The sequence below is a fragment of the Amycolatopsis nalaikhensis genome (assembly GCF_030264295.1).
Lineage (GTDB): Bacteria > Actinomycetota > Actinomycetes > Mycobacteriales > Pseudonocardiaceae > Amycolatopsis > Amycolatopsis nalaikhensis.
In genome coordinates this window covers 7,691,674-7,716,293 of the sequence record NZ_CP127173.1, presented here as the reverse complement: position 1 = coordinate 7,716,293, position 24,620 = coordinate 7,691,674, and the positions used below count along the sequence as shown (strand labels likewise).

At 72.4% G+C, this 24,620-nt stretch carries 25 protein-coding genes and 1 pseudogene; 14 read left to right on the top strand and 12 right to left on the bottom strand.

Annotation, left to right across the window (positions count from 1 at the left end; genetic code table 11):
* Nucleotides 1–72: 72 nt before the first annotated feature.
* Both QP939_RS37805 and QP939_RS37800 read left to right on the top strand, forming a co-directional pair.
* Entirely contained in the window at nt 73–609 is a 537-nt protein-coding gene (locus tag QP939_RS37805; RefSeq protein WP_285451240.1) for a hemerythrin domain-containing protein, read from the top strand.
* Nucleotides 610–636: 27 nt separating this feature from the next.
* Entirely contained in the window at nt 637–1,458 is an 822-nt protein-coding gene (locus QP939_RS37800) for a GAF and ANTAR domain-containing protein (protein WP_285451239.1), read from the top strand.
* On the opposite strand, the gene QP939_RS37795 is transcribed toward QP939_RS37800, so the two are convergent.
* The 3 genes from QP939_RS37795 to QP939_RS37785 all read right to left on the bottom strand — a co-directional run bounded on the left by QP939_RS37795 (nt 1,415) and on the right by QP939_RS37785 (nt 3,337).
* Nucleotides 1,415–1,888, bottom strand: a complete 474-nt coding sequence (locus QP939_RS37795) for a hypothetical protein (RefSeq protein WP_285451238.1) — start codon at nt 1,886–1,888, stop codon at nt 1,415–1,417. The genes QP939_RS37800 and QP939_RS37795 overlap by 44 nt on opposite strands.
* Before the next feature lie 70 nt (nt 1,889–1,958).
* A complete protein-coding gene (locus QP939_RS37790; protein ID WP_285451236.1) occupies nt 1,959–2,795 on the bottom strand; it encodes an aldo/keto reductase in 837 nt (278 codons plus the stop codon).
* Nucleotides 2,796–2,875: 80 nt separating this feature from the next.
* Nucleotides 2,876–3,337 carry an SRPBCC family protein gene (locus QP939_RS37785; protein WP_285451234.1) on the bottom strand — a complete coding sequence of 154 codons (462 nt, stop codon included), beginning with the start codon at nt 3,335–3,337 and terminating at the stop codon, nt 2,876–2,878.
* Nucleotides 3,338–3,456: 119 nt separating this feature from the next.
* Here QP939_RS37785 and QP939_RS37780 point away from each other — a divergent pair, with 119 nt between their 5' ends.
* The 3 genes from QP939_RS37780 to QP939_RS37770 are packed head-to-tail and all read left to right on the top strand — an operon-like array spanning nt 3,457 to nt 4,435.
* The gene (locus QP939_RS37780; protein WP_285451232.1) at nt 3,457–3,870 is read left to right on the top strand and encodes a phage holin family protein; all 414 of its coding nucleotides are present in this window, start codon (nt 3,457–3,459) and stop codon (nt 3,868–3,870) included.
* Nucleotides 3,867–4,172 (top strand): DUF3618 domain-containing protein, encoded by a 306-nt coding sequence (locus QP939_RS37775; RefSeq protein WP_285451231.1) that lies wholly within the window; start codon nt 3,867–3,869, stop codon nt 4,170–4,172. The genes QP939_RS37780 and QP939_RS37775 overlap by 4 nt, the downstream gene beginning before the upstream one ends.
* Nucleotides 4,169–4,435: a DUF4235 domain-containing protein gene (locus QP939_RS37770; protein ID WP_285451229.1), complete on the top strand. Its 267-nt coding sequence runs from the start codon at nt 4,169–4,171 to the stop codon at nt 4,433–4,435. The genes QP939_RS37775 and QP939_RS37770 overlap by 4 nt, the downstream gene beginning before the upstream one ends.
* A gap of 101 nt (nt 4,436–4,536) precedes the next feature.
* On the opposite strand, the gene QP939_RS37765 is transcribed toward QP939_RS37770, so the two are convergent.
* A complete protein-coding gene (locus tag QP939_RS37765; protein WP_285451228.1) occupies nt 4,537–4,911 on the bottom strand; it encodes an STAS domain-containing protein in 375 nt (124 codons plus the stop codon).
* Nucleotides 4,912–5,077: 166 nt separating this feature from the next.
* On the opposite strand from QP939_RS37765, the gene QP939_RS37760 reads away from it, so the two are divergent.
* From QP939_RS37760 to QP939_RS37745, 4 genes are read left to right on the top strand one after another with little or no spacing between them, the layout of a single operon-like run.
* A complete protein-coding gene (locus QP939_RS37760) occupies nt 5,078–6,367 on the top strand; it encodes an NAD(P)/FAD-dependent oxidoreductase (RefSeq protein ID WP_285451227.1) in 1,290 nt (429 codons plus the stop codon).
* 5 nt (nt 6,368–6,372) lie between these two features.
* Nucleotides 6,373–6,927, top strand: coding sequence for a hypothetical protein (locus QP939_RS37755; RefSeq protein WP_285451226.1), 555 nt, complete (start codon nt 6,373–6,375; stop codon nt 6,925–6,927).
* A gap of 29 nt (nt 6,928–6,956) precedes the next feature.
* Nucleotides 6,957–8,924, top strand: coding sequence for a thiamine pyrophosphate-requiring protein (locus QP939_RS37750; protein ID WP_285451224.1), 1,968 nt, complete (start codon nt 6,957–6,959; stop codon nt 8,922–8,924).
* The gene (locus tag QP939_RS37745; protein ID WP_285459937.1) at nt 8,813–9,850 is read left to right on the top strand and encodes an Rv2629 family ribosome hibernation factor; all 1,038 of its coding nucleotides are present in this window, start codon (nt 8,813–8,815) and stop codon (nt 9,848–9,850) included. The genes QP939_RS37750 and QP939_RS37745 overlap by 112 nt, the downstream gene beginning before the upstream one ends.
* Nucleotides 9,851–9,860: 10 nt before the next feature.
* Here the strand turns inward: QP939_RS37745 and QP939_RS37740 are convergent, their stop codons facing one another.
* From QP939_RS37740 to QP939_RS37720, 5 genes and pseudogenes are all read right to left on the bottom strand, one after another.
* Nucleotides 9,861–10,136, bottom strand: a complete 276-nt coding sequence (locus tag QP939_RS37740; RefSeq protein ID WP_285451223.1) for a muconolactone Delta-isomerase — start codon at nt 10,134–10,136, stop codon at nt 9,861–9,863.
* A 1-nt stretch (nt 10,137) separates the two neighbouring features.
* On the bottom strand, nt 10,138–11,259 hold the full coding sequence (locus tag QP939_RS37735; RefSeq protein ID WP_285451221.1) for a muconate/chloromuconate family cycloisomerase: 1,122 nt from the start codon (nt 11,257–11,259) through the stop codon (nt 10,138–10,140).
* Complete coding sequence (gene catA, locus QP939_RS37730; RefSeq protein WP_285451220.1) at nt 11,256–12,104, bottom strand: catechol 1,2-dioxygenase; 849 nt, start codon at nt 12,102–12,104, stop codon at nt 11,256–11,258. Before catA ends, QP939_RS37735 begins: the two co-directional genes overlap by 4 nt.
* 13 nt (nt 12,105–12,117) lie before the next feature.
* A pseudogene (locus QP939_RS37725) lies at nt 12,118–13,675 on the bottom strand (4-hydroxyphenylacetate 3-hydroxylase family protein).
* A gap of 34 nt (nt 13,676–13,709) precedes the next feature.
* Complete coding sequence (locus tag QP939_RS37720; RefSeq protein WP_285451219.1) at nt 13,710–14,270, bottom strand: flavin reductase family protein; 561 nt, start codon at nt 14,268–14,270, stop codon at nt 13,710–13,712.
* 110 nt (nt 14,271–14,380) lie between these two features.
* On the opposite strand from QP939_RS37720, the gene QP939_RS37715 reads away from it, so the two are divergent.
* Nucleotides 14,381–15,175, top strand: coding sequence for an IclR family transcriptional regulator domain-containing protein (locus QP939_RS37715; RefSeq protein ID WP_285451217.1), 795 nt, complete (start codon nt 14,381–14,383; stop codon nt 15,173–15,175).
* A gap of 9 nt (nt 15,176–15,184) precedes the next feature.
* Here the strand turns inward: QP939_RS37715 and QP939_RS37710 are convergent, their stop codons facing one another.
* On the bottom strand, nt 15,185–15,379 hold the full coding sequence (locus QP939_RS37710) for a DUF2630 family protein (RefSeq protein WP_285451215.1): 195 nt from the start codon (nt 15,377–15,379) through the stop codon (nt 15,185–15,187).
* Nucleotides 15,380–15,464: 85 nt separating this feature from the next.
* Between QP939_RS37710 and QP939_RS37705 the strand changes: the two genes are divergently transcribed.
* Nucleotides 15,465–16,961, top strand: coding sequence for an amidohydrolase family protein (locus tag QP939_RS37705; protein ID WP_285451214.1), 1,497 nt, complete (start codon nt 15,465–15,467; stop codon nt 16,959–16,961).
* A 3-nt stretch (nt 16,962–16,964) separates the two neighbouring features.
* On the opposite strand, the gene QP939_RS37700 is transcribed toward QP939_RS37705, so the two are convergent.
* Entirely contained in the window at nt 16,965–17,840 is an 876-nt protein-coding gene (locus QP939_RS37700) for a LysR family transcriptional regulator (protein WP_285451212.1), read from the bottom strand.
* A gap of 81 nt (nt 17,841–17,921) precedes the next feature.
* Between QP939_RS37700 and QP939_RS37695 the strand changes: the two genes are divergently transcribed.
* The 3 genes from QP939_RS37695 (at nt 17,922) to QP939_RS37685 (ending at nt 22,052) form a co-directional block, all read left to right on the top strand.
* The gene (locus QP939_RS37695; RefSeq protein WP_285451210.1) at nt 17,922–19,235 is read left to right on the top strand and encodes a type III PLP-dependent enzyme domain-containing protein; all 1,314 of its coding nucleotides are present in this window, start codon (nt 17,922–17,924) and stop codon (nt 19,233–19,235) included.
* Nucleotides 19,236–19,401: 166 nt separating this feature from the next.
* Nucleotides 19,402–20,835, top strand: a complete 1,434-nt coding sequence (locus QP939_RS37690) for a glycosyltransferase family 39 protein (RefSeq protein ID WP_285451209.1) — start codon at nt 19,402–19,404, stop codon at nt 20,833–20,835.
* A gap of 32 nt (nt 20,836–20,867) precedes the next feature.
* Complete coding sequence (locus QP939_RS37685) at nt 20,868–22,052, top strand: 4-hydroxybenzoate 3-monooxygenase (protein ID WP_285451208.1); 1,185 nt, start codon at nt 20,868–20,870, stop codon at nt 22,050–22,052.
* Here QP939_RS37685 and QP939_RS37680 read toward each other — a convergent pair.
* Entirely contained in the window at nt 22,049–24,400 is a 2,352-nt protein-coding gene (locus QP939_RS37680) for an alpha-L-fucosidase (protein WP_285451206.1), read from the bottom strand. The two genes, QP939_RS37685 and QP939_RS37680, sit on opposite strands and share 4 nt — an antisense overlap.
* Nucleotides 24,401–24,620: the final 220 nt, after the last annotated feature.

The window sequence follows — 24,620 nt, the reverse complement described above, 5'->3', positions numbered from 1 at the left end:
CCGACCCGGGATTCGGCTCCCGAGCAGCGGGTATCCGACCCGGGAACCCCCGAGCCCGGACCAGGAGCGTGCATGAACGGCAGCCAGCCCGCAACCGACCTCACGACCGTGCTCGACGGCGACCACCGCGAACTGGACCGCCTGTGCACCGAGCTGGAGCTCGGCCAGGGCAGTCCGGAGAACCGCCGGGACCTGGCCGACCACCTCATCGCGGAGCTGGTCCGCCACGCCGTCGCCGAAGAGCCCTACCTCGACGGCGAGGGCGATCTCGCCGAGGCCGACCGGCTGATGCGCCGGCTGGAGGGCACCGGACCGCAGGAAACCCGCTTCGAGCGGTTGCTCAGCGGGCTGATCCACGCGGTGCGGCGGCACGTGCGCGACGAAGGCCCGGCCGCGGTGCGGCGGCTGCGGGGCGGCTGGTCCCCGGAACGGCGGGCCGAGCTCGGCAAGCGGGTCCTCGAGGTGCGGGACGCGGCGCCGTCGTTGCCGCACCCCCACCTGGCCGACCGGATGCCGCAGGCCGACCAGCTGTGGCCGGGGCCGGGCTTCGTGGACCGGGCGCGGGCCGCGCTGAACGGGGCGGCCGAGGACACCGGCTCGCCCGGTTGACCCGGAAATCGGGTTGAATGGGGAACCATGACTGTCGGCGAAGACGAGTGGTCCCGCGACCGCGCCCGGTTCGGCTTGGACGGCGAAGCCGTACCGGGTCCGCTGGCTCGGCGGTTCGCCGACCTCACGAAGGCCCTGCTCGACGGGGCGCCGACGGTCGGTGGCGTGCTCGAAGTCGTCGTGGCGGCGGCCGCGGCGATCATCCCGGACGCCGACCTGGTGAGCGTGACGCTGCGCTCCCCCGACGGCCGGTTCCACACCCCGGTCGAGACCGACCCCGTCGCGGTGCGGCTCGACCAGGTGCAGTACGACCACGGCGAAGGCCCCTGCGTGGAGTCGGCCCGCCCGGACGGCCCGGCGCTCGGCCGGTCCCCGGACCTCGGGCACGACCCGCGCTGGCCGTCGTTCGGCCCGGCCGCCGCGGCCGCGGGCTACCACTCCGTGCTGGCGACGGCCCTGCTCCCGGACGCCCGGCCGCCCCGGCTTTCCGGCGCGCTCAACGTCTACGCGAAAAAGCCCGGCGCGTTCGACGGCCGGGCGATCGACACCGCGCTGCTGCTGGCGACGCACGCTTCCCTCGCGCTGGCGCACACCGAAGCCGTCGCCGCGGGTGACCTGGCGGCCGAGCACCTGCGCCGCGCGGTCGACAGCCGCGACGTCATCGGCCAGGCGAAAGGCATCCTGATGCAGCGGCGCGGCATCACCGCCGACGAAGCCTTCGATGTGCTGCGCCGCGCTTCACAGGACCTCAACGTCAAGCTGGCCGAGGTGGCCCGTGCGCTCACCGCGCAGCACACCGAAGGGGTCACGGGGCCGAGTATGGGGACCGGTTCTCCAGCGACGGGCTGACGTCCGGGTACCGGCCTTCCTGGCCGGGCACCGGCGTGACCGTCGGGGCCTGCAGTTCCGGGTCGACCCGCGGCTGCGGCCGGCTGCCGCGCTGGACGACGGCCTCGACCTCCTGCTCGCCGCGGATGCGGGCCAGCGCGCCGAGCGTGATCGCGTGCGCCAGCGCCAGGATCAGCAGCAGCACACCGAGGCGCCCGACGACCCCGGGCAGGTCGCTGCCGCCCAGGTTGATGGTCGAGATGAGCGCCAGCACCCCCAGCGTCGCCAGGTGGAACAGCACCGTGACCAGGCGGGTCATCGACGCGCCCGCCGCCGGGTCGCCGTAGGAGTTCTCCAGGTACCGGCGGCCGCTGCGGTAGATGACCTGCCCGTCTATCAGGACCAGCGCCACTCCGATCGCGAGAAACGACAGGTACGCGTTCGTGGTCATGCCGGACGCTCCTTCCTGGGGGACCTCTCCGGAAGAGGTACCCGGCGGGTTGCGCAGGGAAACGCCGCGGTCACCCCGTGAAAGTGTCGGGGTCCGGGCCGGTGCGCCTGCCGTCGTCGAGCTTCCCGATCGCCGTCATGTCCTCGTCGTCGAGCTCGAAGCCGAACACGTCGATGTTCTCCCGCATCCGCTCCGGCGACGACGACTTGGGGAACACGATGTTCCCGAGCTGCAGGTGCCAGCGCAGCACGACCTGCGCGGCCGTGCGCCCGTGCTTCTCCGCCAGCTCGGCGAGCACCGGGTCGGCGAGGATTTCCGCCTGTGCCAACGGACTCCACGCCTCGGTCGCGACGCCGTGCGCCTGGTGGTACGCCCGCAGCTCGTGCTGCTGCAGCGCGGGGTGCAGCTCGATCTGGTTCACCGCGGGCACCACGGTGCTCTCCTCGGCGAGCCGGTCGAGGTGCGCGGGCTGGAAGTTCGACACACCGATAGCGCGGGCCTTGCCCGCCCGCAGGATGTCTTCGAAGCCCTGCCACGTGCGGACGTAGTTGTCCTTGTGCGGCAACGGCCAGTGGATCAGGTACAGGTCGACGTGGTCGAGGCCGAGGCGCCGCAGGCTGCCTTCGAGCGCGGTGATCGCGTTGTCGTGCCCGTGCGCGTCGTTCGCCAGTTTCGTCGTGACGAACACGTCTTCGCGCGCGCAGCCGGATTCCGCGATGCCGGCGCCGACCCCCTCTTCGTTGCGGTACATCTGCGCCGTGTCGATGTGGCGGTAGCCCGCTTCCAGCGCCGTCCGCACGGCCCGCGCGGTTTCCGCCGGCGGGATCTGGAACACGCCGAACCCGAACTGCGGGATCCGCACGCCGTTGTTCAGCTCCACGGTGGGGACGTCGGCTGTGGTCGTCATGCCCACGGCCTACCCGGGTGCTCCGAACGCGAAACACGGCGGGACGGTGACCGCCCCGCCGTGTTGCTCGCCGGAATCTTCTACGTGCCGGGGCGGTCCACGTCACCGCGCCACGCGCCGGACTCGTGCCCGCGCTGCTCGATGAACTCCTTGAACCGCTTCAGGTCGCCCTTCACCCGGCGGTCGAGGACGCCGAGCTTGTCGGCGACGTTCTCGGCGAAGCCCTCCGGGTCGATGTCCATCTGGGCGGTCACCCGGGTGTGGGCGTCGTCCAGGCGGTGGAACGTGATCACGCCGGCGTGGTCCGGACCGGAGTCGGACGTCCACGCGACCCGTTCGTCGGGGTGCTGCTCGGTGATCGTCGCGTCGAACTCCCGGGTCACGCCACCGAACTTCGTCACCCAGTGGGTGTGCGTGGCGTCCACCTGGCGGATCTCTTCGACGCCTTCCATGAACTTCGGGAACTCCTCGAACTGCGTCCACTGGTTGTAGGCGGTGGACACGGGGACCTCGACGTCCACGATTTCGGTGATCGTGCTCATCCACTCCTCCTCGTCGTGTGGTCGAGTGCTTCGGCTACCCGGTGACGCAACGGTCAAACCCGGCGTGGTTGACGCTGCGTGGTGGCGGGTACACGGCGGCCAGGCAGAGGAGGTGTTCCGTGATCGAAGAAGCAAACAAGAAGCCCGCCGCCGACCGGTCGGTCGGCGAGCTGGTGACGGACCTGACCGACGAGGTCAAGCGGCTGGTCCGGGACGAGATGCGGCTCGCGGTCTTCGAACTGCAGCGCAAGGGCAAGAAGCTGGGCCTCGGCGCCGGCATGTTCGGGGCCGCCGGCCTGTTCGCGTTGTTCGGCGCGGGCACGCTGGTCGCGGCCGCCGTGCTGGCGCTCGCGCTCGTCGTCCCGGCCTGGCTGGCCGCGGTGCTCGTCGCCGTCGCCCTGTTCCTGGTCGCCGGGATCGCCGCGCTGGTCGGCAAGAAGGAAGTCACGCAGGGGGTGCCACCGGTGCCCGAAGAAGCCGTCACCGGCGTCCGGGAAGACGTGGACGTCGTGAAACAGGGAGTGCGCACATGAACGGGGACTTCCCGAAGAACGCCGAAGAGGCGCGGCTCGACCGGGACACGACCCGCGAAGAGCTGACCGAGACCTTGGAAGCGCTCGGGCAGAAGCTCGACGTCAAGACCCGGGTCAAGGAGAACGTCGACGAAAAGCTCGACCAGGCCACGGCGAAGGTCGCCGATGTGACGAACGCGCCGACCGCGCTCCGGTTCCGCCAGGGCGCCGACGCCGTCCGCAGCAACCCGCTGCCGGTCTTCGCCGGCGTGCTGGGCCTGGTGATCCTGATCCGCCTGATCCTGCGCCGGAGGAACCCGTGAACAAGGTCCTGTACAAGCCGTTGAGCTGGGTGGTCGGTGCCCTCGGCGGCATCCTGGCCGGCCAGGTGTTCAAGCAGGTCTGGAAGCGCGTGGCCGGCGAGGACGACGCGCCGGACGCCACCGACCGCGACTACACCTGGCGGCAGGTGCTCATCGCGGCGGCGGTGCAGGGCGCGATCTTCGCCGCCGTCAAGGCCGCCACCGAACGCGCGGGCGCCATCGGTTATGAGAAGGCGACCGGCGACTGGCCGGACAAAGACTGACTGTGACATCAGGGGCTTCGCCCCTGGCCGGGGCTCCGCCACCCGGACCCCCGGACCAAAGTGGACAGTGGACAGCCGGGAGGCGTGCCACCGAATGGCGATCACGCCTCCCGGCCGGGCTCGGGCACCGGGGTCACCCCGGCGACGGCGCCGCCGACGCGGGGGTGGATCTCCAGCAGCAGGTCGGCACCGGTGGCTTGCAGCGACCGGGCGACCGCGTGGCCCCCGACGACCACGGCGAACTCGCCGCGGGCGCTCGCCTGCAGCAGGGCGCGGACGCCGGCGCAGCTGAGGAAGCCGACCCGGCTCAGGTCGGCGACCAGCCGGCCGCCCGGGGCCAGCGCGTCTTCGAGGGTGCCGACCGTGGCGGCGTCGATGTCACCCACCAGAGTGACAACGCGGACGCCGTCCGGGCGTGCGGTCGTGGTGACGGTGAGGCCGGACGGTTCGTCGATCGTGCGGAAACAGTCGTACATGGCGCTCCCTATCGCAGCGTGCAGGGGCGCTGACCGGAGCACGTTTCTGAACAACAGCCAACACACTCGACCGTACGCCCTTGCGGCGGCAGGTCAACCCCGCGGGTTTCCCCGCTCCGGCCTCGGGTAATCGCGCAGGACGTGCACCCGGCCCGGAAGGAGATCCATGCGTGTCGTGATCGTCGGCGGCGGTTTCGCCGGCTACCACACAGCGAAGAGCCTGCGGAAGGCCGCCGGTGAGGACGTCGAAATCGTCGTCGTGAACCCGACGGACTACTTCCTCTACCTGCCGCTGCTGCCGGAGGTCGCGGCCGGGATCCTCGACCCGCGGCGGGTGACGGTCTCGATTCCCGACACACTGCGCGGGGTCCGCCTCGTGCTGGGCGTCGCGACCGGCGTCGACTTCGACGCCCGCCAAGTGGCCTACACCGACCCCGAGGACCGGGAACACCGGATCGGCTACGACCGGCTGGTGCTGGCCGCCGGGAGCGTCAACAAGCTGCTGCCCATCCCGGGCGTCCCGGAGTACGCGCACGGCTTCCGCGGCGTGCCGGAGGCGCTCTACCTGCGTGACCACATCACCCGGCAGATCGAGCTCGCCGCGGCGGCCGAAGACCCCGCCGAGCGCGACGCGCGCTGCACGTTCGTGGTGGTCGGCGCCGGCTACACCGGCACCGAGGTGGCCGCACAGGGCCCGGCGTTCACCGAAGCGCTCGCCCGGCGCCACCCCGAGCTGGCCGGGCAGCGGGTCCGCTGGCTGCTGCTCGACGTCGCCGACCGCGTGCTCCCGGAACTCGACAAACGCCTCGGCAAGACCGCCGACGACGTCCTGCGCTCGCGCGGGGTCGAAGTGCTGATGAAGACCTCCGTCGACCACGCCGACGCCAAGGGCGTCACACTCACCAACGGCGACCCGGTGCCGACGCGCACCCTCGTCTGGTGCGTCGGCGTGCGGCCGGACCCGCTGGTGGCCGACCTCGGCCTGGCGACGGCGAAGGGCAGGCTGGTCGTCACCGAGCAGCTCAACGTCCCCGGCCGCGACGACGTCTTCGCGTGCGGGGACGCGGCCGCCGTGCCCGACCTCACCCGCCCCGGCGAGTACACCGCGATGACCGCGCAGCACGCCGAGCGCCAAGGGAAACTGGCCGGGCGCAACGTCGCCGCGTCGCTGGGCTACGGCCGCAAGGGCACCTACCGCCACCACGACCTCGGCTTCGTCGTCGACCTCGGTGCCGGGGCGGCCGCGGCGAACCCGGTGCACATCCCGCTGTCCGGGCGCCCGGCGAAGGCCGTGACGCGCGGCTACCACCTGCTGGCGATGCCGGGGAACCGGGTGCGCACGGCCGCCGACTGGGCGCTGGAAGCGCTCACCGGCCGCCAGACCGTCCAATTGGGACTCGTCCGCTCCGGCGCCGTGCCGCTGGACACCGACTCCCCCGAACTCCCCCGTCGCTGAAAGGAATGCCCATGGCCCCCGAACCCGTCCGTTCCGAAGGCCCGTCGGTCGTCACCGCGGGCGACCAGGCCGGCCCGAAGGTGGTCGTCCTCGACCCCGCCGGCGCGGCGAAGCACGACGAACTGCCCGCCACCTGGCGGCCGCTGGCGGAACGGCGCGGGGTCGTGTGGTGCCGGGTCCCCGCCGGGGGCGCCCTGACCGACGCCGACGACGTCCTCGGTGACACCGGTCCCACTGACCCCGAGATCGCGGTCGTGGCGAGCGGGCCCTTCGCGGCGGAAGCCTTGCAGCTGGCCGAACGCCACCCGGGCGCGGCCGCTCACCTGCTGCTGGTCGACCCGGCCTCGGACGCCTTCCTGCCCTCCGGTGACGCGCGGAAGGCCAACGAAGCCTGGCTGGCCGAACACGACGACGTCGTCGCGAAGCTGCGCGAAGCGGGCACGGACGTGCGCGTGGTCGCGTCCAGCACCGAAGGGCCGGAAGACCGCGTGCCCCCGCCGCTGCCCCTCGGTCACCCGGACGTGGTCGCCGCGGTCCGGTCGGCGCTCGGCGACGTTTAGCCCACCGGGGCGGGCGGTAACCGCCCGGCATGAGCCACACCGTTGCCGACCACCTGCTGGCCAGACTGCGCGAATGGGACGTCGACCAGGTCTTCGCCTATCCCGGGGACGGGATCAACGGCCTGGTCACGGCCTTCGGCGAGGCGGACAACGTGCCCCGGTTCGTCCAGGCGCGCCACGAAGAGATGGCGGCGTTCGCCGCGGTCGGATACGCGAAGTTCAGCGGCCGTCCGGGCGTCTGCATGGCGACGTCCGGGCCCGGCGCGATCCACCTGCTCAACGGGCTCTACGACGCCAAGCTCGACCACGTCCCGGTGGTCGCGATCGTCGGCCAGACCGCGCGCAGCGCGATGGGCGGCAGCTACCAGCAGGAAGTGGACCTGCAGGCGCTGTTCAAGGACGTCGCGAGCGAATACCTCGTCGAGGTCAACGTGCCCGAACAGCTGCCGAACGCCTTGGACCGGGCCATGCGGACGGCGATCGCGCAGCGCGCGCCGACGGCCGTGATCATCCCGGCCGACCTGCAGGAGCAGGAGTACGAGGCGCCGCAGCACGCGTTCAAGCACGTGCCCTCCAGCCCGCCGGACCACCCGCGGGCGAGCGTCGTGCCGCCCGCGGACGAGCTGGCGAAGGCGGCCGCGGTGCTCAACGCGGGCGAGCGCGTCGCGATCCTCGTCGGGCAAGGCGCCCGCAACGCCGTCACCGAGCTGCGCGAGCTCGCCGAGCTGACCGGCGCCGGGATCGCGAAAGCGCTGCTGGGCAAGGACGTCCTGCCCGACGACCTGCCGTACGTGACCGGCGCGATCGGCCTGCTCGGCACCCGGCCCAGCTATGAGCTGATGCGCGACTGCGACACGCTGCTCATCGTCGGCTCCAGCTTCCCGTACAGCCAGTTCCTGCCGGAGTTCGGCCAGGCGCGGGCGGTGCAGATCGACGTCGACGCGCGCTTCCTCGGCCTGCGCTACCCCACCGAGGTCAACCTGCTCGGCGACGCGAAGGGCACCCTCGAGCGGCTGCTGCCACTGATCGAGCGCAAGGCCGACACGTCGTGGCAGGGCAAGGTGGCGCACAACGTCGCCGAGTGGCACGAAACCGTGACGCGGCAAGCGATGCTGCAAGCCGAGCCGGTGAACCCGATGCGGATCGTGCACGAGCTGTCCGAGCGGGTCCCCGACGACGCGATCATCACCGCCGACTCCGGCTCGGCCACCAACTGGTACGCGCGCAACCTGCGCTTCCGCGGCCGGATGCGCGGCTCGCTGTCCGGGACGCTGGCCACCATGGGCCCGGCCGTGCCGTACGCGATCGGCGCCAAGTTCGCCCACCCGGACCGCCCGGTCGTCGCGCTCACCGGCGACGGCGCCATGCAGATGAACGGCATGGCCGAGCTGCTCACCATCGCGCGCTACCGCGAGCTGTGGGCCGACCGGCGGCTGGTCGTCTGCGTCTTCCACAACGGCGACCTGAACCAGGTCACCTGGGAGCTGCGGGCGATGGGCGGGGCCCCGAAGTTCGAGGAGTCGCAGGCGCTGCCCGAAGTGTCCTATGCGGACTTCGCGCTGAGCATCGGGCTGGGCGGCATCGCGGTCGACGACCCCGACGCGCTCGGCGACGCGTGGAGCACCGCGCTCGCCACCGACGTGCCGACGGTGCTCGACGTCCGCTGCGACCCCGAGGTGCCGCCGATCCCGCCGCACGCCACGACCGAGCAGCTGAAGTCGATGACCGAAGCGGTGCTCAAGGGCGACCCCAACGCCTGGCACCTGTTCACCCAGGGCATGAAGACCAAACTGCAGAGCTCCTGCCCTCCAAGCGCTGAAAGGAGTCCACGATGGACACTTCCGCGTTGCGCGACCTCACCACGGCGGGCGGGCCGTTCGCGTCCGTGCACTTCGACGCCTCGTACGACACCGAGGACGCCGCCAAGCAGCTCGCGCTGCGATCGAAGGAGATCGAAGCCGCGCTCAGCGACCAGCGGGCCGACCGCGAGACGGTGACCGCCGTCCTGCGCGCGATCCGCGACGGCGAACGGCCGGTCGGCAAGGCGGGCCGCAGCATCATCGCCGCGCACGGCTCGGTGCTGCTCGACCGGCACCTGGCCGCGCCGCCGCCGTCGCAGGTGGTGCGCTACTCCGCGCTGCCCTACCTGCTGCCGCTGGCGACCCACGTCGAAGAGACCCCGCGGTACGTCGTGGTCGTGACCGACCGGGTGGGTGCCGAGGTCACCGAGCACGGCCCGGGCGCGCCGCGCACGGAGACCGTCGAGGGCACCGACCACCCGGTGCACAAGGTCCGCGGCGGCGGCTCCGCCCACCACGACATCCAGAACCGGGCCGAGGAGACCGCGCGGCAGAACCTCGAAGAGGTCGCCCGGCACGTCGCCAAGGCGGTCGAGCGGTCGCGCGCCGAGTTCGTGGTCCTCGCCGGCGAGGTGCAGGCCCGCTCGGAGCTGCACGGCCTGCTGCCGGAGGCGGTCCGCCGGATCACCACCGAGGTCGACACGGGCAGCCGCGCGCCCGGCTCGTCCCGGGACGAGCTCGACCGGCGCGTCCACGAGCTGGTCACCGGCCGCCACCTGGCCGACCTCGACGACGTCGCCGAGACGTTCCGGGCCGAGTCGGGCCGCGAGTCGGGCCTGGCGGTCAGCGGCCTCGAAGCCGTGACGACCGCGCTGGCCGAGGCCAACGTCGCCACGCTGCTGGTCGGCTCCCCCGGTGACACGGCCGTGTTCGCGGGGCCGGAACCGGCTCAGGTGGCCGTCGGCAAGGCCGGGCTGCAGGCGCTCGGCGTGGCCGAACCCGAGCAGCGCCGGGCCGACGAAGCCATCCCGTTCGCGGCGGTCGCGACCGGGGCCGAGGTCGTGGTCCTCGACGAGCGCCTCGACCTGTGGGAGGGCTTCGGCGCCCTGCTGCGGCACACCTGAGCCACCGCCCCTACTGGGCGGCCAGGTCCGACGGGTGCGTGGCCAGCGGCGTCACCTCGATCTTCATGAACGGGTACAGCGGCAGCGTCGACAGGATGTCGTGCAGCTCGTCGTTCGTGGCGACGTCGAAGACGCTGAAGTTGCTGTAGCGCCCGACGATCCGCCACAGGTGCACCCACACGCCCGCGCGCTGGAGCTCCAGCGCGCGGGCTTTTTCGGCCGCGACCCGGTCGGTCACGTCGAGGCCCGGCGGGATCGCGACGTCCATCCGCACGTGGAACAACATCTCAGCGCCTTTCCAGGCGGCGCACCGCCGCCATGTCGAGTTCGACGCCCAGCCCCGGCCCGTCCGGCAGGTGCAGCTCGCCGTCGGCGTAGCGCAGGGGCGTCGTCAGCAGTTCTTCGCTCATCAGCAGGGGCCCGAACAGCTCGCTCCCCCACGTCACCGCCGGGGCCGTGCAGGCCAGCTGCAGGGAGGCCGCCGTGCCGATCGGGCTTTCGATGGAAGTGCCCGCGTGGCACGGGATCCCGGCCGCGGCCGCGACCTCCGCGATCGCCCGCGTCGCCCGCAGGCCACCCGACTTGGTGGTCTTCAGGGAGAAGACGTCGGCCGCGCGGGTCCGGGCGAGCCGCAGCGCGTCACCGGGGGTGCGGAGGCTTTCGTCGGCCATCACCGGGATCGGCAGCGCGCGGTTGATCTCGGCGAGGGCCTCGACCTCGGCACCGGGTACCGGCTGTTCGATCAGGTCGACACCCGCGTCCGCCAGCCGCGGCAAGTACGTCAGCGACGTCAGCAGGTCCCAGCGCGCGTTGAGGTCCACGCGGACGCTCGCCACGCCGACCAGCTTTTCGGCGACCGCCCGGATCCGCGCGACGTCGGCCGCGGGCTCCTGGGCACCCATCTTGAGCTTGAAGCTGGTGTGCAGGCCGGAGTCCAGCTTCGCGAGGGCCTCGTCGACGACCACCGGCGCCGGTTCGGTGCCCAGCGCCCACGTCACCGGCACCGACCGCCGCGCGAGCCCGCCCAGCAGGGTGTGCACCGGGACGCCGAGGCTGCGGGCCCAGGCGTCGTGCAGGGCCACCTCGACCGCGGTCTTCGCGTAGAGGTTCGCCGCGACGACGTCGCCGAGGTCGCGCAGGATCCCCGCGATGTCGTCGACGCGCCGTCCGAGCAGCACCGGGGTGAAGTACCGCTCGACGACCAGCCGCATGGTCTCCACCGACTCGCCGCCCCACCACGGCCCGCCCGGCACGACGCCTTCGCCGACGCCGACGGCGCCGCCCCGGGTGTGGACGAACACCAGCAGCACCGGCTGCGCGGACATGCCCGTCCGCGCGAACCGGTGCGGCCGGCGCAGGGGCACGTCGAGCAGCACCGTTTCGACGCGCTCGATCCCCAGCTCGGTCATCCGCGCTCCAGCACGAAGTCGTACGTCGCGCGCAGCCTGCCGTCCTCCTGCGGCCGCGGGTCCAGCACCAGCTCCGGTTTGGTGGCTTCGGCGACGTCGCTGTCGAGCCACTCCCCGCCCTGGAAGTACAGCTGCGTGGTGATCGTGCGGTAGCCGGGCGCGCGCACCATGAGGTGCAGGTGCGCGGGCCGCCACGCGTGCCAGCCCGCCGCCGCGATCAGCTTCCCGGTCGGGCCGTCGGTCGGGATCTGGTACGGCGCGGGCCGCACGGTGGTGATCTCGAACCGGCCCTGGCCGTCGGTCACCACGACGCCGCGCAGGTTGCCGTCGGGGATGTCCGGCGCGAAGCCGGAGTAGTAGCCGTCGTCGTCGGCGTGCCAGATGTCCAGCTCGGCCGCCGCGACCGGGGTGCCGTCGACGTCGCGGACCTGCCCGGCGAACACCAGCGGTGTCCCCTTCTCCCCCGGGCGCATCGGCAGGCTCGCCTGCCACGGCAGCTTCTCCTGGTCCGGCAGGTAGTACGGGCCCTGGATGCTGCCCTTGGTCCCGTCCTGCGTGCGGGCGGCGACCTCTTCGACGACGTGCTCGACGAACACGTCGAGGAACAGCGGCCACTCGCCGCCTTCGCCGACGTCCATCAGCCACTGCTTCGCGGCCTGGAACTCCGGGTAGGTGACGTCGTGCTCGCGGATCGCCTGGTGCACGCCGCGCAGCACGGCGCGGGCGACCGTGTCGACGCGCTCGGGCGGGACGTCCTGGGTGGTGCGGGCGGCCGCGCGGAAGGCGGCGCTGGCGGAGCTGCCCGAGCCCGCCGCGGTGGGTGTGTGGTGTTCGGTGGTGGTCATGGCCGGTCCTTCGTCAGCGGGAAAGGGAGGTGGCGCCGGGGTTGTAGAGGTCGGGGACGGTCCAGCCGCCGAGGTCGTACTCGGCCATGCACTGCTCGGCGAAGCCCTTCATCGCCTCGGCCGAGCCGGACTGCTGGGCGGCGAACAGCAGCTCGGCGCGCACGCCTTCGTGGTTGCCGGAGTAGTTGCGCTCGTAGAGGCTCGTGGCGCCCGCCGAACTCGCTGCCGATCGAGTCCCAGATCAGCTTCATCAGCTTGACGCGCTCGACGGCGCTGTAGCCGTTGGAGCCGCGGACGTACTGGTCGAGGTACGGGCGGATCTCCGGCGAGGAGAAGTCCTTCGCCGACGACGGCAGGTAGATCAGCGCGGACCCGAGGTCCTGCATGATGATCTCGCGGATGCGCGGGTAGCCGAGCGTCATGAACCAGCGGTAGGCGAGGCCGTAGTCCAGGTGCGGCAGGACCGCGCCGTTCTTCCACTCGTCCGGGTTCGCCGCCATCGCGTCCGAGAGCGCCCAGAACAGGTTGCGCCAGCCGATGACCTCGCCGACGCGGGTCTGGATGCCGCGGAAGTCCTTGGTGCCGGTGACCTCCACGCCCTTCATCAGCAGCCCGGCGATGAAGTCGAGCTTGACCGCCAGCCGCGCGACGCCGTGGAAGGTGAAGCGGTGCAGGAAGCCCGAACCCGGGAAGAACGTGCTCGCCTTCTCGGCGTCGCCGTAGATGAAGACGTTCTCCCACGGGATCTTCACCTTGTCGAGGATGAAGATCGTGTCGTTCTCGTCGAACCGGCTCGAGAGCGGGTAGTCGAACGGGCTGGACGTCGCGTCGGCGACGTTCGAGTAGGAGTTGCGGCAGATCAGCTTCATGCCCGGCGCGCCCATCGGCACCGTGCAGACGAGCGCGAACTCGCGCTTCTTGATCGGCAGGCCGTAGTGGGCGATGAAGTTGTAGTTGGTGATCGCCGAGCCGGTCGCGACGACCTTGGCGCCGGAGACGATCAGGCCGTCGTCGCGCTCGTCCTCGACGTGGATGAACAGGTCCTTGACGTCGTCGGGGTTCTGGTCGCGGTCGACCGGCGGGTTGATGATGGCGTGGTTCCAGTACAGGACCTTTTCCTGCGACTCGGTGTACCAGCGCCGGGCGTTGTCGGCGAAGGGCTCGTAGAAGTCGGAGTTCGCGCCGAGCGTGCCGAGGAAGGCGGCCTTGTAGTCGGGGCTGCGGCCCATCCAGCCGTAGGTCATCCGCGCCCAGGCGACGATCGCGTCGCGGTCGGCGAACAGGTCCTCTTTGGACTTCGGGGTGCGGAAGAACGGGTGGGTGAAGCCGCTGCTGCCGGTGTCGGTCGGCGCGGTGAGCACGGACTGCTGGTCGGGGTCGTGGAGCGCGTCGTAGAGCCGAGCGGTCATCCGCACCGAGTTGCGGAACGCGGGGTGCGTGGTGACGTCGTCCACCTTGTCCCCGTAGATGAACACCTCGCGGCCGTCGCGGATGGACTCGATGTACTCGTCGCCGGTCATCGGCCGCGTGGTGCGGGCCTTCGCGGGCGCGTCGTGCTCTTGGATGGTCATCGGTGAACCCTTCGTCGTTGAACGGATTGCACGGTCAGGAAGCTGCGGTGGCGAGCGGGGCGAAGCCCTCGGCCGAGCCGAACCAGCCGAGGTCGGGGCAGTCGACCGAAGCCGACCAGTGGGCGCAGCCGCGCGGGCCGAGTTCGCGGAACCCGCCGGCGAAGAACAGCAACGGGTCGGCGTCGCTGGTTTCGAGGTGCTCGACCTCGCCGATGACGATGAGGTGGTCACCGCCGTCGTAGAGGCGCCACGGACGGCACGAGATGGTGGCCGCGGTGCCGGTCAGCACCGGCGCCACCACGCCTTCGGCCCACTCCGGCGCCCGGTCCTGCGGGCGGCCGGCGAAGTGCCACGCGGTGTCGAGCTGGTCGGCGGCGAGGACGTTGACCGCGAACGGCGCGCCGTCGAGGTACCGGCAGGCCTTCGACTTGCGCGTCAGCGTCACCTGGCACAGGGCCGGGTCCAGCGAGACGGCGGTGAAGGCGTTCACCGTCGCCCCGTGCGGTTCGCCCTGCTCGTTGCGGCACGTCACCACCGTGACTCCGGTGGCGAAGCGGCCGAAGGCGTTGCGGACTTCGCGCTGGTCGAGCGTCATCGCTCCCACTTCCTGTACGCTGTGCGTACATCTTGAACGCTATGCGGACACGGTAGGAGAGTCCCCCGGCGCGTCCGCGTTGTCAAGACGGGATGCGGAAAGATGAGGCGATGGAGACCGACCGCGACCACATCCAGAGCATCGAACGCGGCTTCGCCGTGCTGATGGCGTTCGACGCCGAGCGCGCGAACCCGACGCTCGCCGAGCTGGCGACCGCGACCGGCCTGTCCCGCCCGGCCGTCCGGCGGATCCTCCTGACGCTGCAACGGCTCGGTTACGTCCGCGGCGACGGGCCGCGCTGGTCGCTGACCCCGCGCGTGCTGAGCATCGGCCAGCACTACTCGGCGTCCCACGGCATGATCGAGACGGCCCAGCCGCGGCTGCTGAGCCTCGCCGAGGAGACCGGCGAATCGGCGTCACTGGCCGCGCTGGACGGCGCGGAGGTCGTCTACGTCGCCCGCGTCCCGGTGCGGCGGATCATGAGCATCAACGTCTCGATCGGCACGCGCGTGCCCGCCCACGCGACGTCGATGGGCCGGGTGCTGCTGGCCTGGGCCCCGCCGGCGCTGGTGGACGAGGTCGTCGCGGCCGGGCTGCCGCGGTTCACCGCGCGGACGATCACCGACGAGGCCGACTTCCGGAAGGCGCTGCGGACGGTCCAGGACCAGGGCTGGGCCCTGGTCGACGAGGAGCTGGAGGAAGGGCTGCTCTCGGTGTCGGCGCCGGTGCGCGACGCCAGCGGCGCGGTGGTGGCGGCCCTGGCGTCGTCGACGTCGAGCGGGCGGTCGGACGTCGAGAAGCTGCGCCAGGAGGTGGTGCCGCTGGTGGTGCGCACGGCCGCGCGGATCAGTGCCGACCTCGGGCACCGGGTCCCGCCCGCGAGCGGCCGCGAAGGGTTCTTCTGAGTCGTCGGCTCAGTCGTCGTCGAACACGGACAGGGCCTGGCGGCGGTGCAGCATGGCGACGGCGGCGTCGAGCTGGCGTTCGAGCTCCTTCAGCCGGGTGCGCTCGTCCGGGGTGAGGCCACCGTGGTGCAGCGCGGCGGTGCGCAGCCGGTACTCCTCGTCGATCAGGTCGGCGATGCGGTCGGTGATCTCGTGGCCTGCCATGGGAAACGCCCTTCGCCGGGGACGTCCGCGAGCTTACGCCGCACGGCCGCGCGTGCCATCATGGCGACGGCGAAGGGGGAAGCCGATGGGGGACGTCGACCGCCGGGCCTTTCTCGCGTGGCTCGGGACCGGAGTGCTGGGGGCCACCGCGAGCCTCGCGCTGCCGGGGAAAGCCGAGGCGGCCGGGGAAATCACCGTGCTCACGCACGCGACGCTGATCGACGGCACGGACGCGCCGCCGCTGCGGGACGCGACGATCGTGCTGGCCGGTGACCGGATCGCCGCGGTCGGGCGCGGGGTGCCCGCGCCTGCGTTGGCCGGAGTGCGCGTCGTGGACCTTTCCGGCAAGTTCGTCATCCCCGGTCTGTGGGACACCCACACGCATTACACCGAGCTGGCGCGGACGTTCCCGCCGATGCACCTGGTCAACGGCGTCACGTCGGTCCGCGACATGGACGGCAGGCCCGAGACCCACGACGTGCGGCGCCGGATCGAGCGCGGCGAGCTGACCGGGCCGCGGCTGGTCATCGCGAGCGAGATCCTCGACGGCGGGAACTCGTTCGTCGACGTCCACCGGCTGGTCGCCACGCCCGACGAGGCCGCGGTGGCCGTCCGGGACGCGAAGTGCGTCGGCGCCGACCTCGTCAAGGTGTACTCGTTCATGAGCCCGGCGATCCACGCGGCGATCGCCGCCGAGTCCCGGCGCCACGGCCTGCGCTACGGCGGGCACGTGCCGATCCAGCTGCCGGTCCAGGACGTGCTCGCCCGCGGCCAGCACTCGGTCGAGCACATGTTCGCGTTCCACGCGTCGACGTCGGCGAAGAAGGACGAGTACTACGCGCGGCTGGCTCAGCTGCCCGACACCACCTACGACTGGCCGAGTGCGCTCGGCCGGATCGACCGCGAGGCCGTCGCGACGCACAGCGCGGCGCTGACGCGCGAGCTGGCGGGGCGGTTCCGCGCCCACCGGGCCTGGCACGTGCCGACGCTGGCCGTGCTCGCGCGGACGTCGTCGCCGCCCGCGGACCTGCCGAAGGACCCGGTGCTGCAGGGGCTCGCCGACCGGTACCTGCCGCGGTCCGTGCGCCAGGAGTGGCTGGACTACGCGTCGGCGTGGCCGGTCTGGCCGCCCGACCGGATCGCCCAGGAGGCCGCGTACTTCGAGGCGGTCCTGGCGCTGGTGGGCGAGCTGGCGGCCGCGGGCGCGCCGCTCGCCGCGGGCACGGACAGCGGGTTCTTGTACACGTTCCCGGGTTTCGCCACGCACGACGAGCTGGCGCTGCTGGTGCGGGCCGGGCTCTCGCCGAAGCGGGCGGTGCAGGTGGCGACGCGCGACGCGGCTCGGTGCGCGGGGCGGGCTTCGTCGGGCACGGTGACGGTCGGCGCGGACGCCGACCTGGTCGTCCTCGACGCGGACCCCCTGGCCGCGATCACGAACAGCCGCCGCATCCACGCGGTCGTCAGCCGCGGGAGCTACCTGGGGCCCGCAGAGCGGCAGCGGATCTTCGCCGACATCGAACGCGCGGCCCAGGAGGAGACGACAGCTCCGGCGCTGCGGTCGTCGTGCTGCCTGCCCGGGTGACGGTCACCCCCGCGCCAGCTCCACGAACGCCCGCACCACCGGCGGCACCGACCCCGCCCGCCAGGCCAGCCCGAGATCGATCACCGGCACCGGATCCTCCAGCCGCCGGAGCACCACCCCGCGGCGGCGCAACCCCCGCGCCCGGTGTTCCGGCACCGCCGCGATCCCCGCGCCCTCGGCGACCGCGCGCATCAGCTGCTCGTCCTCGGGTTCCTCGCGCACGATCGGCGGCACCCCGCCCGGCCAGACCTGGCCGCTGATCGCGTCGTACTGGCCGGGCCCGTTGTCGCGCGGCCAGAACACCACCGGCTCGTTCGCGATCCACGCCCGCTTCAGCCGGCCGCGGCGGCGGGCGAGCGCGTGCCCGGACGGCAGCGCGATCAGCACCTCCTCCGAGCCCACCACCGCCACCTCGATACCCGGCGCTCGCACCGGCGGCCGCACGAACCCGGCGTCGATCTCGCCCGCCGCCAGCCGGGTGAGGTTCAGGCTCGTCCAGCCCGTCTCCAGGGCCAGCTCGACGTCCGGGTGGCGGGCCCGGTACGCCGCCACCAGGTCACCGGCCAGCGGGCCGGGCGCCGAGCGCGTGTAGGCGATCCGGAGCTTCCCGGCCTCGCCACGCCCGGCCGCCGCGATGACGCCCCGCGCCCGGTCCAAGCGCTCGAGCAGCTCCCGCGCCTCCGCCGCGGCGACCCGGCCCGCCTCCGTCAACGCGAAGCGCGGGCCAGAGCGGTCGAGCAGCGCGACGCCCAGCTCCGCCTCGAACGCGCGGATCTGCTGGCTCAGCGACGGCTGCGACACGAACAGCCGCGCCGCCGCGCGCGTGAAGTGCATCTCCTCGGCCAGCACGGCGAAGTAGTGCCATCGGCGCAAGTCCACCCAGCCACTATAGGGCGAACCTATGGTTCGAGAAGGACGAAGTCTTGGACGTCCCGCCGCCACCCCTGCTGTCCTGGCCCGGTGACCGACACCCGCACCGAACGCAAGCTGCACGCCCTCGCCGCCGCGGCCCGCCAGGACCTCGTCGCCCCGATGGCCGGGTTCGTCGACCTCGCCGGGGTCCGCGAAGCCGTCGAGGACCTGACGAAGGCGTTCGCCCCGCTCGGGCGCGTCCAGCACACCGTCGCCGCCAAGGCGTGCGGGCTCGCGCCGCTGCTGCGGTTCCTCGGCGACCTCGGGGTCGACGCCGAGGTCGCCAGCCCCGGCGAGACGGCGGTCGCCGAAGCCGCCGGGCTCCGCGGCGCGCGGCTCGTCCTCGACTCCCCCGCCAAGACCACGGCCGAGCTCGCGCACGCCCTCGCCGAGGGCACCGCGGTCAACGCCGACAACTTCCAGGAGCTGGCCCGGCTCGACGCGCTGGTCGGCCCGACACCGCCGCGGTCGGTGCTCGGCGTGCGGGTCAACCCGCAGGTCGGGACCGGCCGGATCGGCGACACGAGCACCGCGACCGCGACGTCCAAGTTCGGCATCCCGTTGCGGGACAACGGAAACCGCGCCCTCCTGCGCGACGCCTTCGCGCGGCGGCCGTGGCTGACGCGGCTGCACGTCCACGTCGGCTCGCAGGGCTGCCCGCCCGAGCTGATGGCCGAAGGCGTCGCGGCGGTGTACGAGCTGGCCGAGGAGATCAACGCCTCGACCGGGCACCGCCAGGTCACCAGCATCGACCTCGGCGGCGGCCTGCCGGTGGACTTCACCTCCGCCGCCGGCGGCCCGACGTACGCCGACTACGTCGCGACGCTGCTCGACCGCGTCCCGGCGCTCGCCGACGGCCGCTACTCCTACGTCACGGAGTTCGGCCGGTCGCTGCTGGCGAAGAACGGCTTCCTGGTCAGCGCGGTCGAGTACACGAAGGTCGCGGGCGGCAGGCACATCGCCGTGACGCACGCGGGCGCCCAGGTGGCGGCCCGCACGGTGCTCCAGCCGGAGCACTGGCCGCTGCGGCTGGGCGCGTTCGACGCGGCGGGCGTGCCGAAGACCGGACCCGAGGTGCCGCAGGACATCGCCGGGCCACTGTGCTTCGCGGGCGACCTCCTCGCCCGCGAACGACCGCTGCCGCTGCTCGCGCCCGGCGACCTCGTCGTCGCGCACGACACCGGCGCGTACTACTTCGGCGCGCACTACGCCTACAACACGCTGCCGCGCCCGGCGGTGCACGGCTTCACCGTGTCCGAACGCGGAGAGGTCCGGTTCACCCCGATCCGCCGCGCGCAGTCGCTGACCGAGCTGGTCGCGGACGCGGGCGCCGAATACGTCGGAGCGCTCCCGCGGGCTTGATCCCCGGCGTACGATCCGCTCACGCCGAGGGGAGACTGCCATGGGGGCCGGTCGCACGCGAGCTTTTCGGGGGTCCGGGTGGCGGAGCCCCCGGCCCGGGCCGGAGGCCCGGACGCCACAGCACCTATCGCCGTTCGCCGCGCTGCCAACCGGGATCGTCGTCGCGGTGCAGGCGGTGGTGCTGACCGCGTTTTCCGGTCGCTACGGCTTCCACCGCGACGAGCTGTACTTCGTCGCCTCCGGACACCGGCCGGACTGGGGCTACGTCGACAACCCGCCGCTCACGCCGTGGCTCGCGCGCGCGTCGACGGCGGTGTTCGGCGAGACCCCGACGGGGCTGCGGGTGGCCGCGACCCTGCTCGGCATGGCGACCGTCGTGGTCGCCGCGCTGCTGGCCCGCGAGTTCGGCGGCGGCCGCGGCGTGCAGCTGTTCACCGCGGTGGTGACGGCGTTGTCGTCGTACGTGCTGGTCGTGTCGCACATGCTCGCCACCAACTCCGCGGATCTGCTGCTGTGGTGCCTGATCGCCTGGTTCGGCCTGCGGCTGCTGCGCACCGGCGACGGCCGGTGGTGGCTCGCGGTCGGCGCCGCCGCCGGACTCGGCTTGGTCAACAAGTGGCTGGTCCTGCTCCTGCTGTCCGGGCTCGGCGTGGGCGTGCTCGCCGCCGGGCCGCGCCGGGTGTTCCGGACCTGGTGGCTCGCGGCCGGAATCGCCGTCGCGGTCGTGCTCGCCGCGCCGGTGGTGCTCTGGCAGGCGTCGCACGGCTGGCCGATGCTCACCGTCGCGGGCGGGATCAGCGAGGACGACGGCGGCGAGAACCGCCTGCTGTTCGTCCCGATGCAGCTGGTCCTGCTGTCGCCGGTGCTGGTGCCGGTGTGGGTGGCCGGGCTCGTCCGGCCGTGGCGCGACCCCGCGGTGCGCTGGGCGCGTGCCTTGGCGATCGCCTACCCGGTGGTCTGCCTCGAACTGCTCGTCGTGGGCGGGAAGCCGTACTACGCTGTCCCGCTGCTCCTGCCGCTGGTCGCGCTCGGGGCCGAACCCGTGCTGCGGTGGCTGCGGCGCGGCCGGGCGACGCGGCGGGTGCTCACCGGCGCGGCCGCCGCCGTCTGCCTGGTGGTGTCCGTCCTCATCGGACTCCCGGTGGTCCCCGCGCCCGCGTTGAACGGCGCACTGCTGGCCATGAACAAGGAACCCGGCGAGCAGGTCGGCTGGCCGGAGTTCGCCGGGAACGTCGCGGGCGCGTGGGCGCGGATCCCGGCCACCGAGCGCGACACCGCGGTGATCCTCGCCGCCAACTACGGCCAAGCGGGCGCCATCGAGCACTACGGGCCGGAGCGCGGGCTGCCCCGGCCGTACTCTCCGCACATGTCCTACGCCGACTGGGGGCCGCCGCCGGACCGCCTGGTCGGCCCGGTGCTGCTCGTCGGCCGGTTCGTGCCCGGGTCGCCCGCGGAGCGCGTGCTCACCGGCTGCCGGGCGGCGGGCGTGCACCACAACGCCGACGGCGTCGACAACGACGAGGAAGGCGTCCGGTTCTCGCTGTGCACGCTCACCGAGCCGTGGTCGACGGCGTGGCCCCTGCTTCGCGAATACTACTGACCGCTTCGTCCGGTTCGGCTACCCTCGGGCCCATGGTGGCGACGCGCACGGCGGTGGTCGTGGTGGGGGCGGGCCCCGCCGGGTTGACGGTGGCGAACCTGCTGCGGCGCGCGGGGATCTCCTGCGTGCTGCTGGAGGCGGAGAGCCGGGCGTTCATCGAACAGCGGCCGCGGGCTGGGTTCATCGAGGAGTGGGCCGTCCGCGGGCTCGAACAGCGTGGGCTCGGCGAGCAGCTCGTCGCGAAGGCGCCCCAGCACGAGAAGTTCGAGTTCCGGTTCGCCGGGCAGCGGCACGCGTTCCGCTACGGCGACGTCACCGGGCAGCGGCATTTCGTGTACCCGCAACAGCTTCTGGTGACCGACCTGGTCGCGCAGTACACCGACGGCGGCGGCGAAGCGGTCTTCGAAGTCTCCGACGTCCGGCTGCACGACCTGACGTCGGACTCCCCCGCCGTCACCTTCACCACTGCCGACGGCGAGCACCGCATCGACTGCGACTTCATCGCCGGCTGCGACGGCGCCCGCGGCGTCACGCAGGGGTACCTGCCACCGGAATCCACCGTGAAGTCCCACCACGACTACGGAATCGGCTGGCTGGCCCTGCTCGCGGAAGCCCCGCCGTCCGCCGACGGGGTGCTGTTCGGCATCCACCCGCGCGGGTTCGCCGCGCACATGGCCCGCACGCCGACCGTGACGCGCTTCTACCTGCAGACTGCGGAAGGCGAGACCGAGGCGGACTGGCCGGACGAGCGCGTCTGGCGGGAGCTGCACGCGCGGCTCACCGTTCCCGACGGAGAAATCATCGAAGGCAGGCTGTTCGAGAAGCGAATCCTCGACATGCACAACTACGTCGTGGAGCCGATGGCGCACGGCCGCCTGTTCCTGGCCGGCGAGTCGGCGCACCTGGTCGCGCCGATCGCGGCGAAGGGCATGAACCTCGCCCTGCACGACGCGTTCCTGCTCGCCGAGGCGTTCCAGGCGCACTACGAGGGCGACAGCTCCCGGCTGGCCGGGTACTCCGACGCGTGCCTGCCGCTGGTCTGGCAGTACCAGGAGTTCTCGCAGTGGCTGTCGGACATCTTCCACAACACCGCGGCCACGGGCGAAAACCCGTTCGCGGCACGCATCGCGGAGGCCCGGATGCGCCGCTTGCTGGGTTCGCCCGCGGCCGCGGCGGCGTTCGCGGAGCTCTACATCGGCAAGAACGCCGACCTCTAGCTCCAGGCGATCTTGAACACCCACGTGTAGCGGCCCGCCTGCCGGGCCGCGGCCGGGACGTCGATCACCAGCGAGCCGTTCTCCACGGTCCAGTGCAGGGTGCCCCGGTAGCCGAGCATCGTCACCCGGTCACCGGCGCGGATCGGCACCGGCGCGTCGACGACCAGGCGGCTGCCCGGCGCGGCGAGCGAGTGCACGTAGAACGCCTCGTTCGGCTTGACGGTGAACCGCAGGTCGCCGAGCTGCGCCATCCGCGACCAGTAGGTCGTGTCGTAGATGGCTTCGCCGTTGACCTTCAGCCACGCGCCCGCGTCGCGCAGGTGCTTCTGCATGACGTCCGGGATGGTTCCGTCGAAGTCCGGGCCGATGTCGAGCAGGAAGTTGCCGTTCTTCGACACGATGTCGACGAGGGTCCGGACCACCTCTTCCGCCGTCATGTACCGGTCGTCGGGGGTCGCGCGGTTGTAGCCGTAGGAGAACGGGTCCAGGCCGCGGCTCGCCTCCCACTTCGCCACGACGGTGTTCGGGTAGGTCGTGTACTCCGGCGTCGTGAAGTCGTGGTCGGGGATGCCGCCGCGGTCGTTGTACGTGACGTCCTTCGGGCGCAAACGGTTCTTCGCGCGGTTGAAGTACTCGGTGAGCACGGTCCGGCTGTCGTTGACGCCGCCGATGTCGAACCACAGCACGTCGGGGTCGAACTCCGAGATCAGCTCGAGCACCTGCGGCGCCTGGTAGTCGCGGACGAAGTCCTTCCCCGCCGTGTAACCGGTGTAGGGCAGCGGCGCGCCGGTGTAGGGGTTGCGCGGCGCGTGCCCCATCCACGGGTTGTCCGGGTTGAACCACTCCGGCAGCGAGAAGTACAGGCCGTTGCGCAGCTGCGGCGTGTACTGGCGGGACGCGGCGAACAGCTCGGCGATGATGTTCCGCTTCGGGCCGAGCTTGACGGAGTTGCGGTCGCTGACCTTGGTGTCCCACAACGCGAAGCCGTCGTGGTGCTTCGAGGTCAGGACGTAGTACTCGGCGCCCGCGTCGGCGATCAGCTTCAGCCAGGTGCGCGGGTCGAACTTCGCCGCGGTGAACATCGGGATGAAGTCGTCGTAGGCGAAGTCCTCGCCGTACTTCTCGCGGTGGTAGGCGTAGGTCGCGCCGTTCGGGTCCTGCTGGTTCTGCCAGTACCACTCCGCGTACTGCTGCCCCACCGGCGCCCACGCGGGCACCGCGTAGACGCCCCAGTGAATGAAGATGCCGAACTTGGCGTCGGTGAACCAGTACGGCGCGCGGTGCGTCGACAGCGACGCGTCGGTCGGCCGGAAGTCCGGGATGCCGAGCGTGATCGGGACCTGCTGGGTCGCCAGCGTGCCGCGCCCGGCGGTGACCCGGATCTGGCCGTTCGTGGTGGTGCCGGGCGGCACGGACGCGTTCGCCGCGAGCCCGAGCCGGACCGTCGCCTGCTCCCCCGGCGCCAGCGCGCGGATGGCAGCGGGCACGGCGGTCCGGCCGCCGGGGACGTCGACGGTGACGCTCACCCGGTCGCCCGCGCCGAGCCACACGGTCCCGGCGTTGACGATGGTCGCCTCCGCGGCCTGCGGACCGCCGTCGGTGAGCAGGTTCGCCGTCGACCGGCCGTCCAGCACCAGCGCCGAGCGGCCGACGGCCACCGGCTGCAGCGTGAGCGCGAAGACGTGCAGGCTGGAGACATTGGGCGCCGGATTCGCCGTGACCGGCAGGGTGAGCGCGACGGCTTCGCGAGCGGGGTCGACCCAGACCTGGCCGGTGGCCAGGGAAACCGGGTTGTTGTCGACGACGCCGCCGGGTGCGTACCGGAACGGCGCGACGAGGGCGCCGGTGCCGGTGTACCAGTCCGGGCCGGACAGCGAGCCGGTGCTCGTGCTGCCGTCGGCGTAGTGCACGGTCGCCGTGCCGCCGGTGGCGCCGTAGCTGGCGGCGACCAGGAAGTACGCGACGAAGTAGCGACCCTTCGGCAGGTCGATCTTCTGCCCGGTGGCGGCGATGTCGTTCTTCGCCCCGGCCGCGGCGGACCCGAGCCGGAACGGGACGCCGCCGACGGTCGCGGTCCGGCCGACCGGCAGGTGCTCGGCCGGGAAGGTGTAGCCCGACCCGTCGAAGTCGCCGCCCGTGGCCGAGGCGCTGTCGATGCCGTCGTTGGAGAACCAGGCGTCCAGCGGGACCGGGACGGGTGGCGGGGGCGGGACGATCGGGGTGTCCGGGCTGTCGGGCGCGGCGTCCACCGGGACGGCGGCACCGGCCGGGGTGAGCCCGGCGGTGCCCAGCGCCACGGCGCCTCCCAGTGCGATGCCGAGGGCTTGACGGCGGGGCAAGGTCGTCACTGAACCTCCAGGGATCGGATGACTACGGCGGAATGACGGCAGAGTCGTCCCCCAGAGGGCGCCTCTGTCATTGGCGAAGCTGATTCATCCGATGACTGACCCTGCTCGTTGCTCCACCCGGTGTCAAGAGGCGATCGAAGTGAACCTGCCTCGCGCCGGGCGCGTGGTCCTCGGTAACGAGCTGCAGCACCTCGCCGCCAGAAGCCCAGCCGCACCGAAA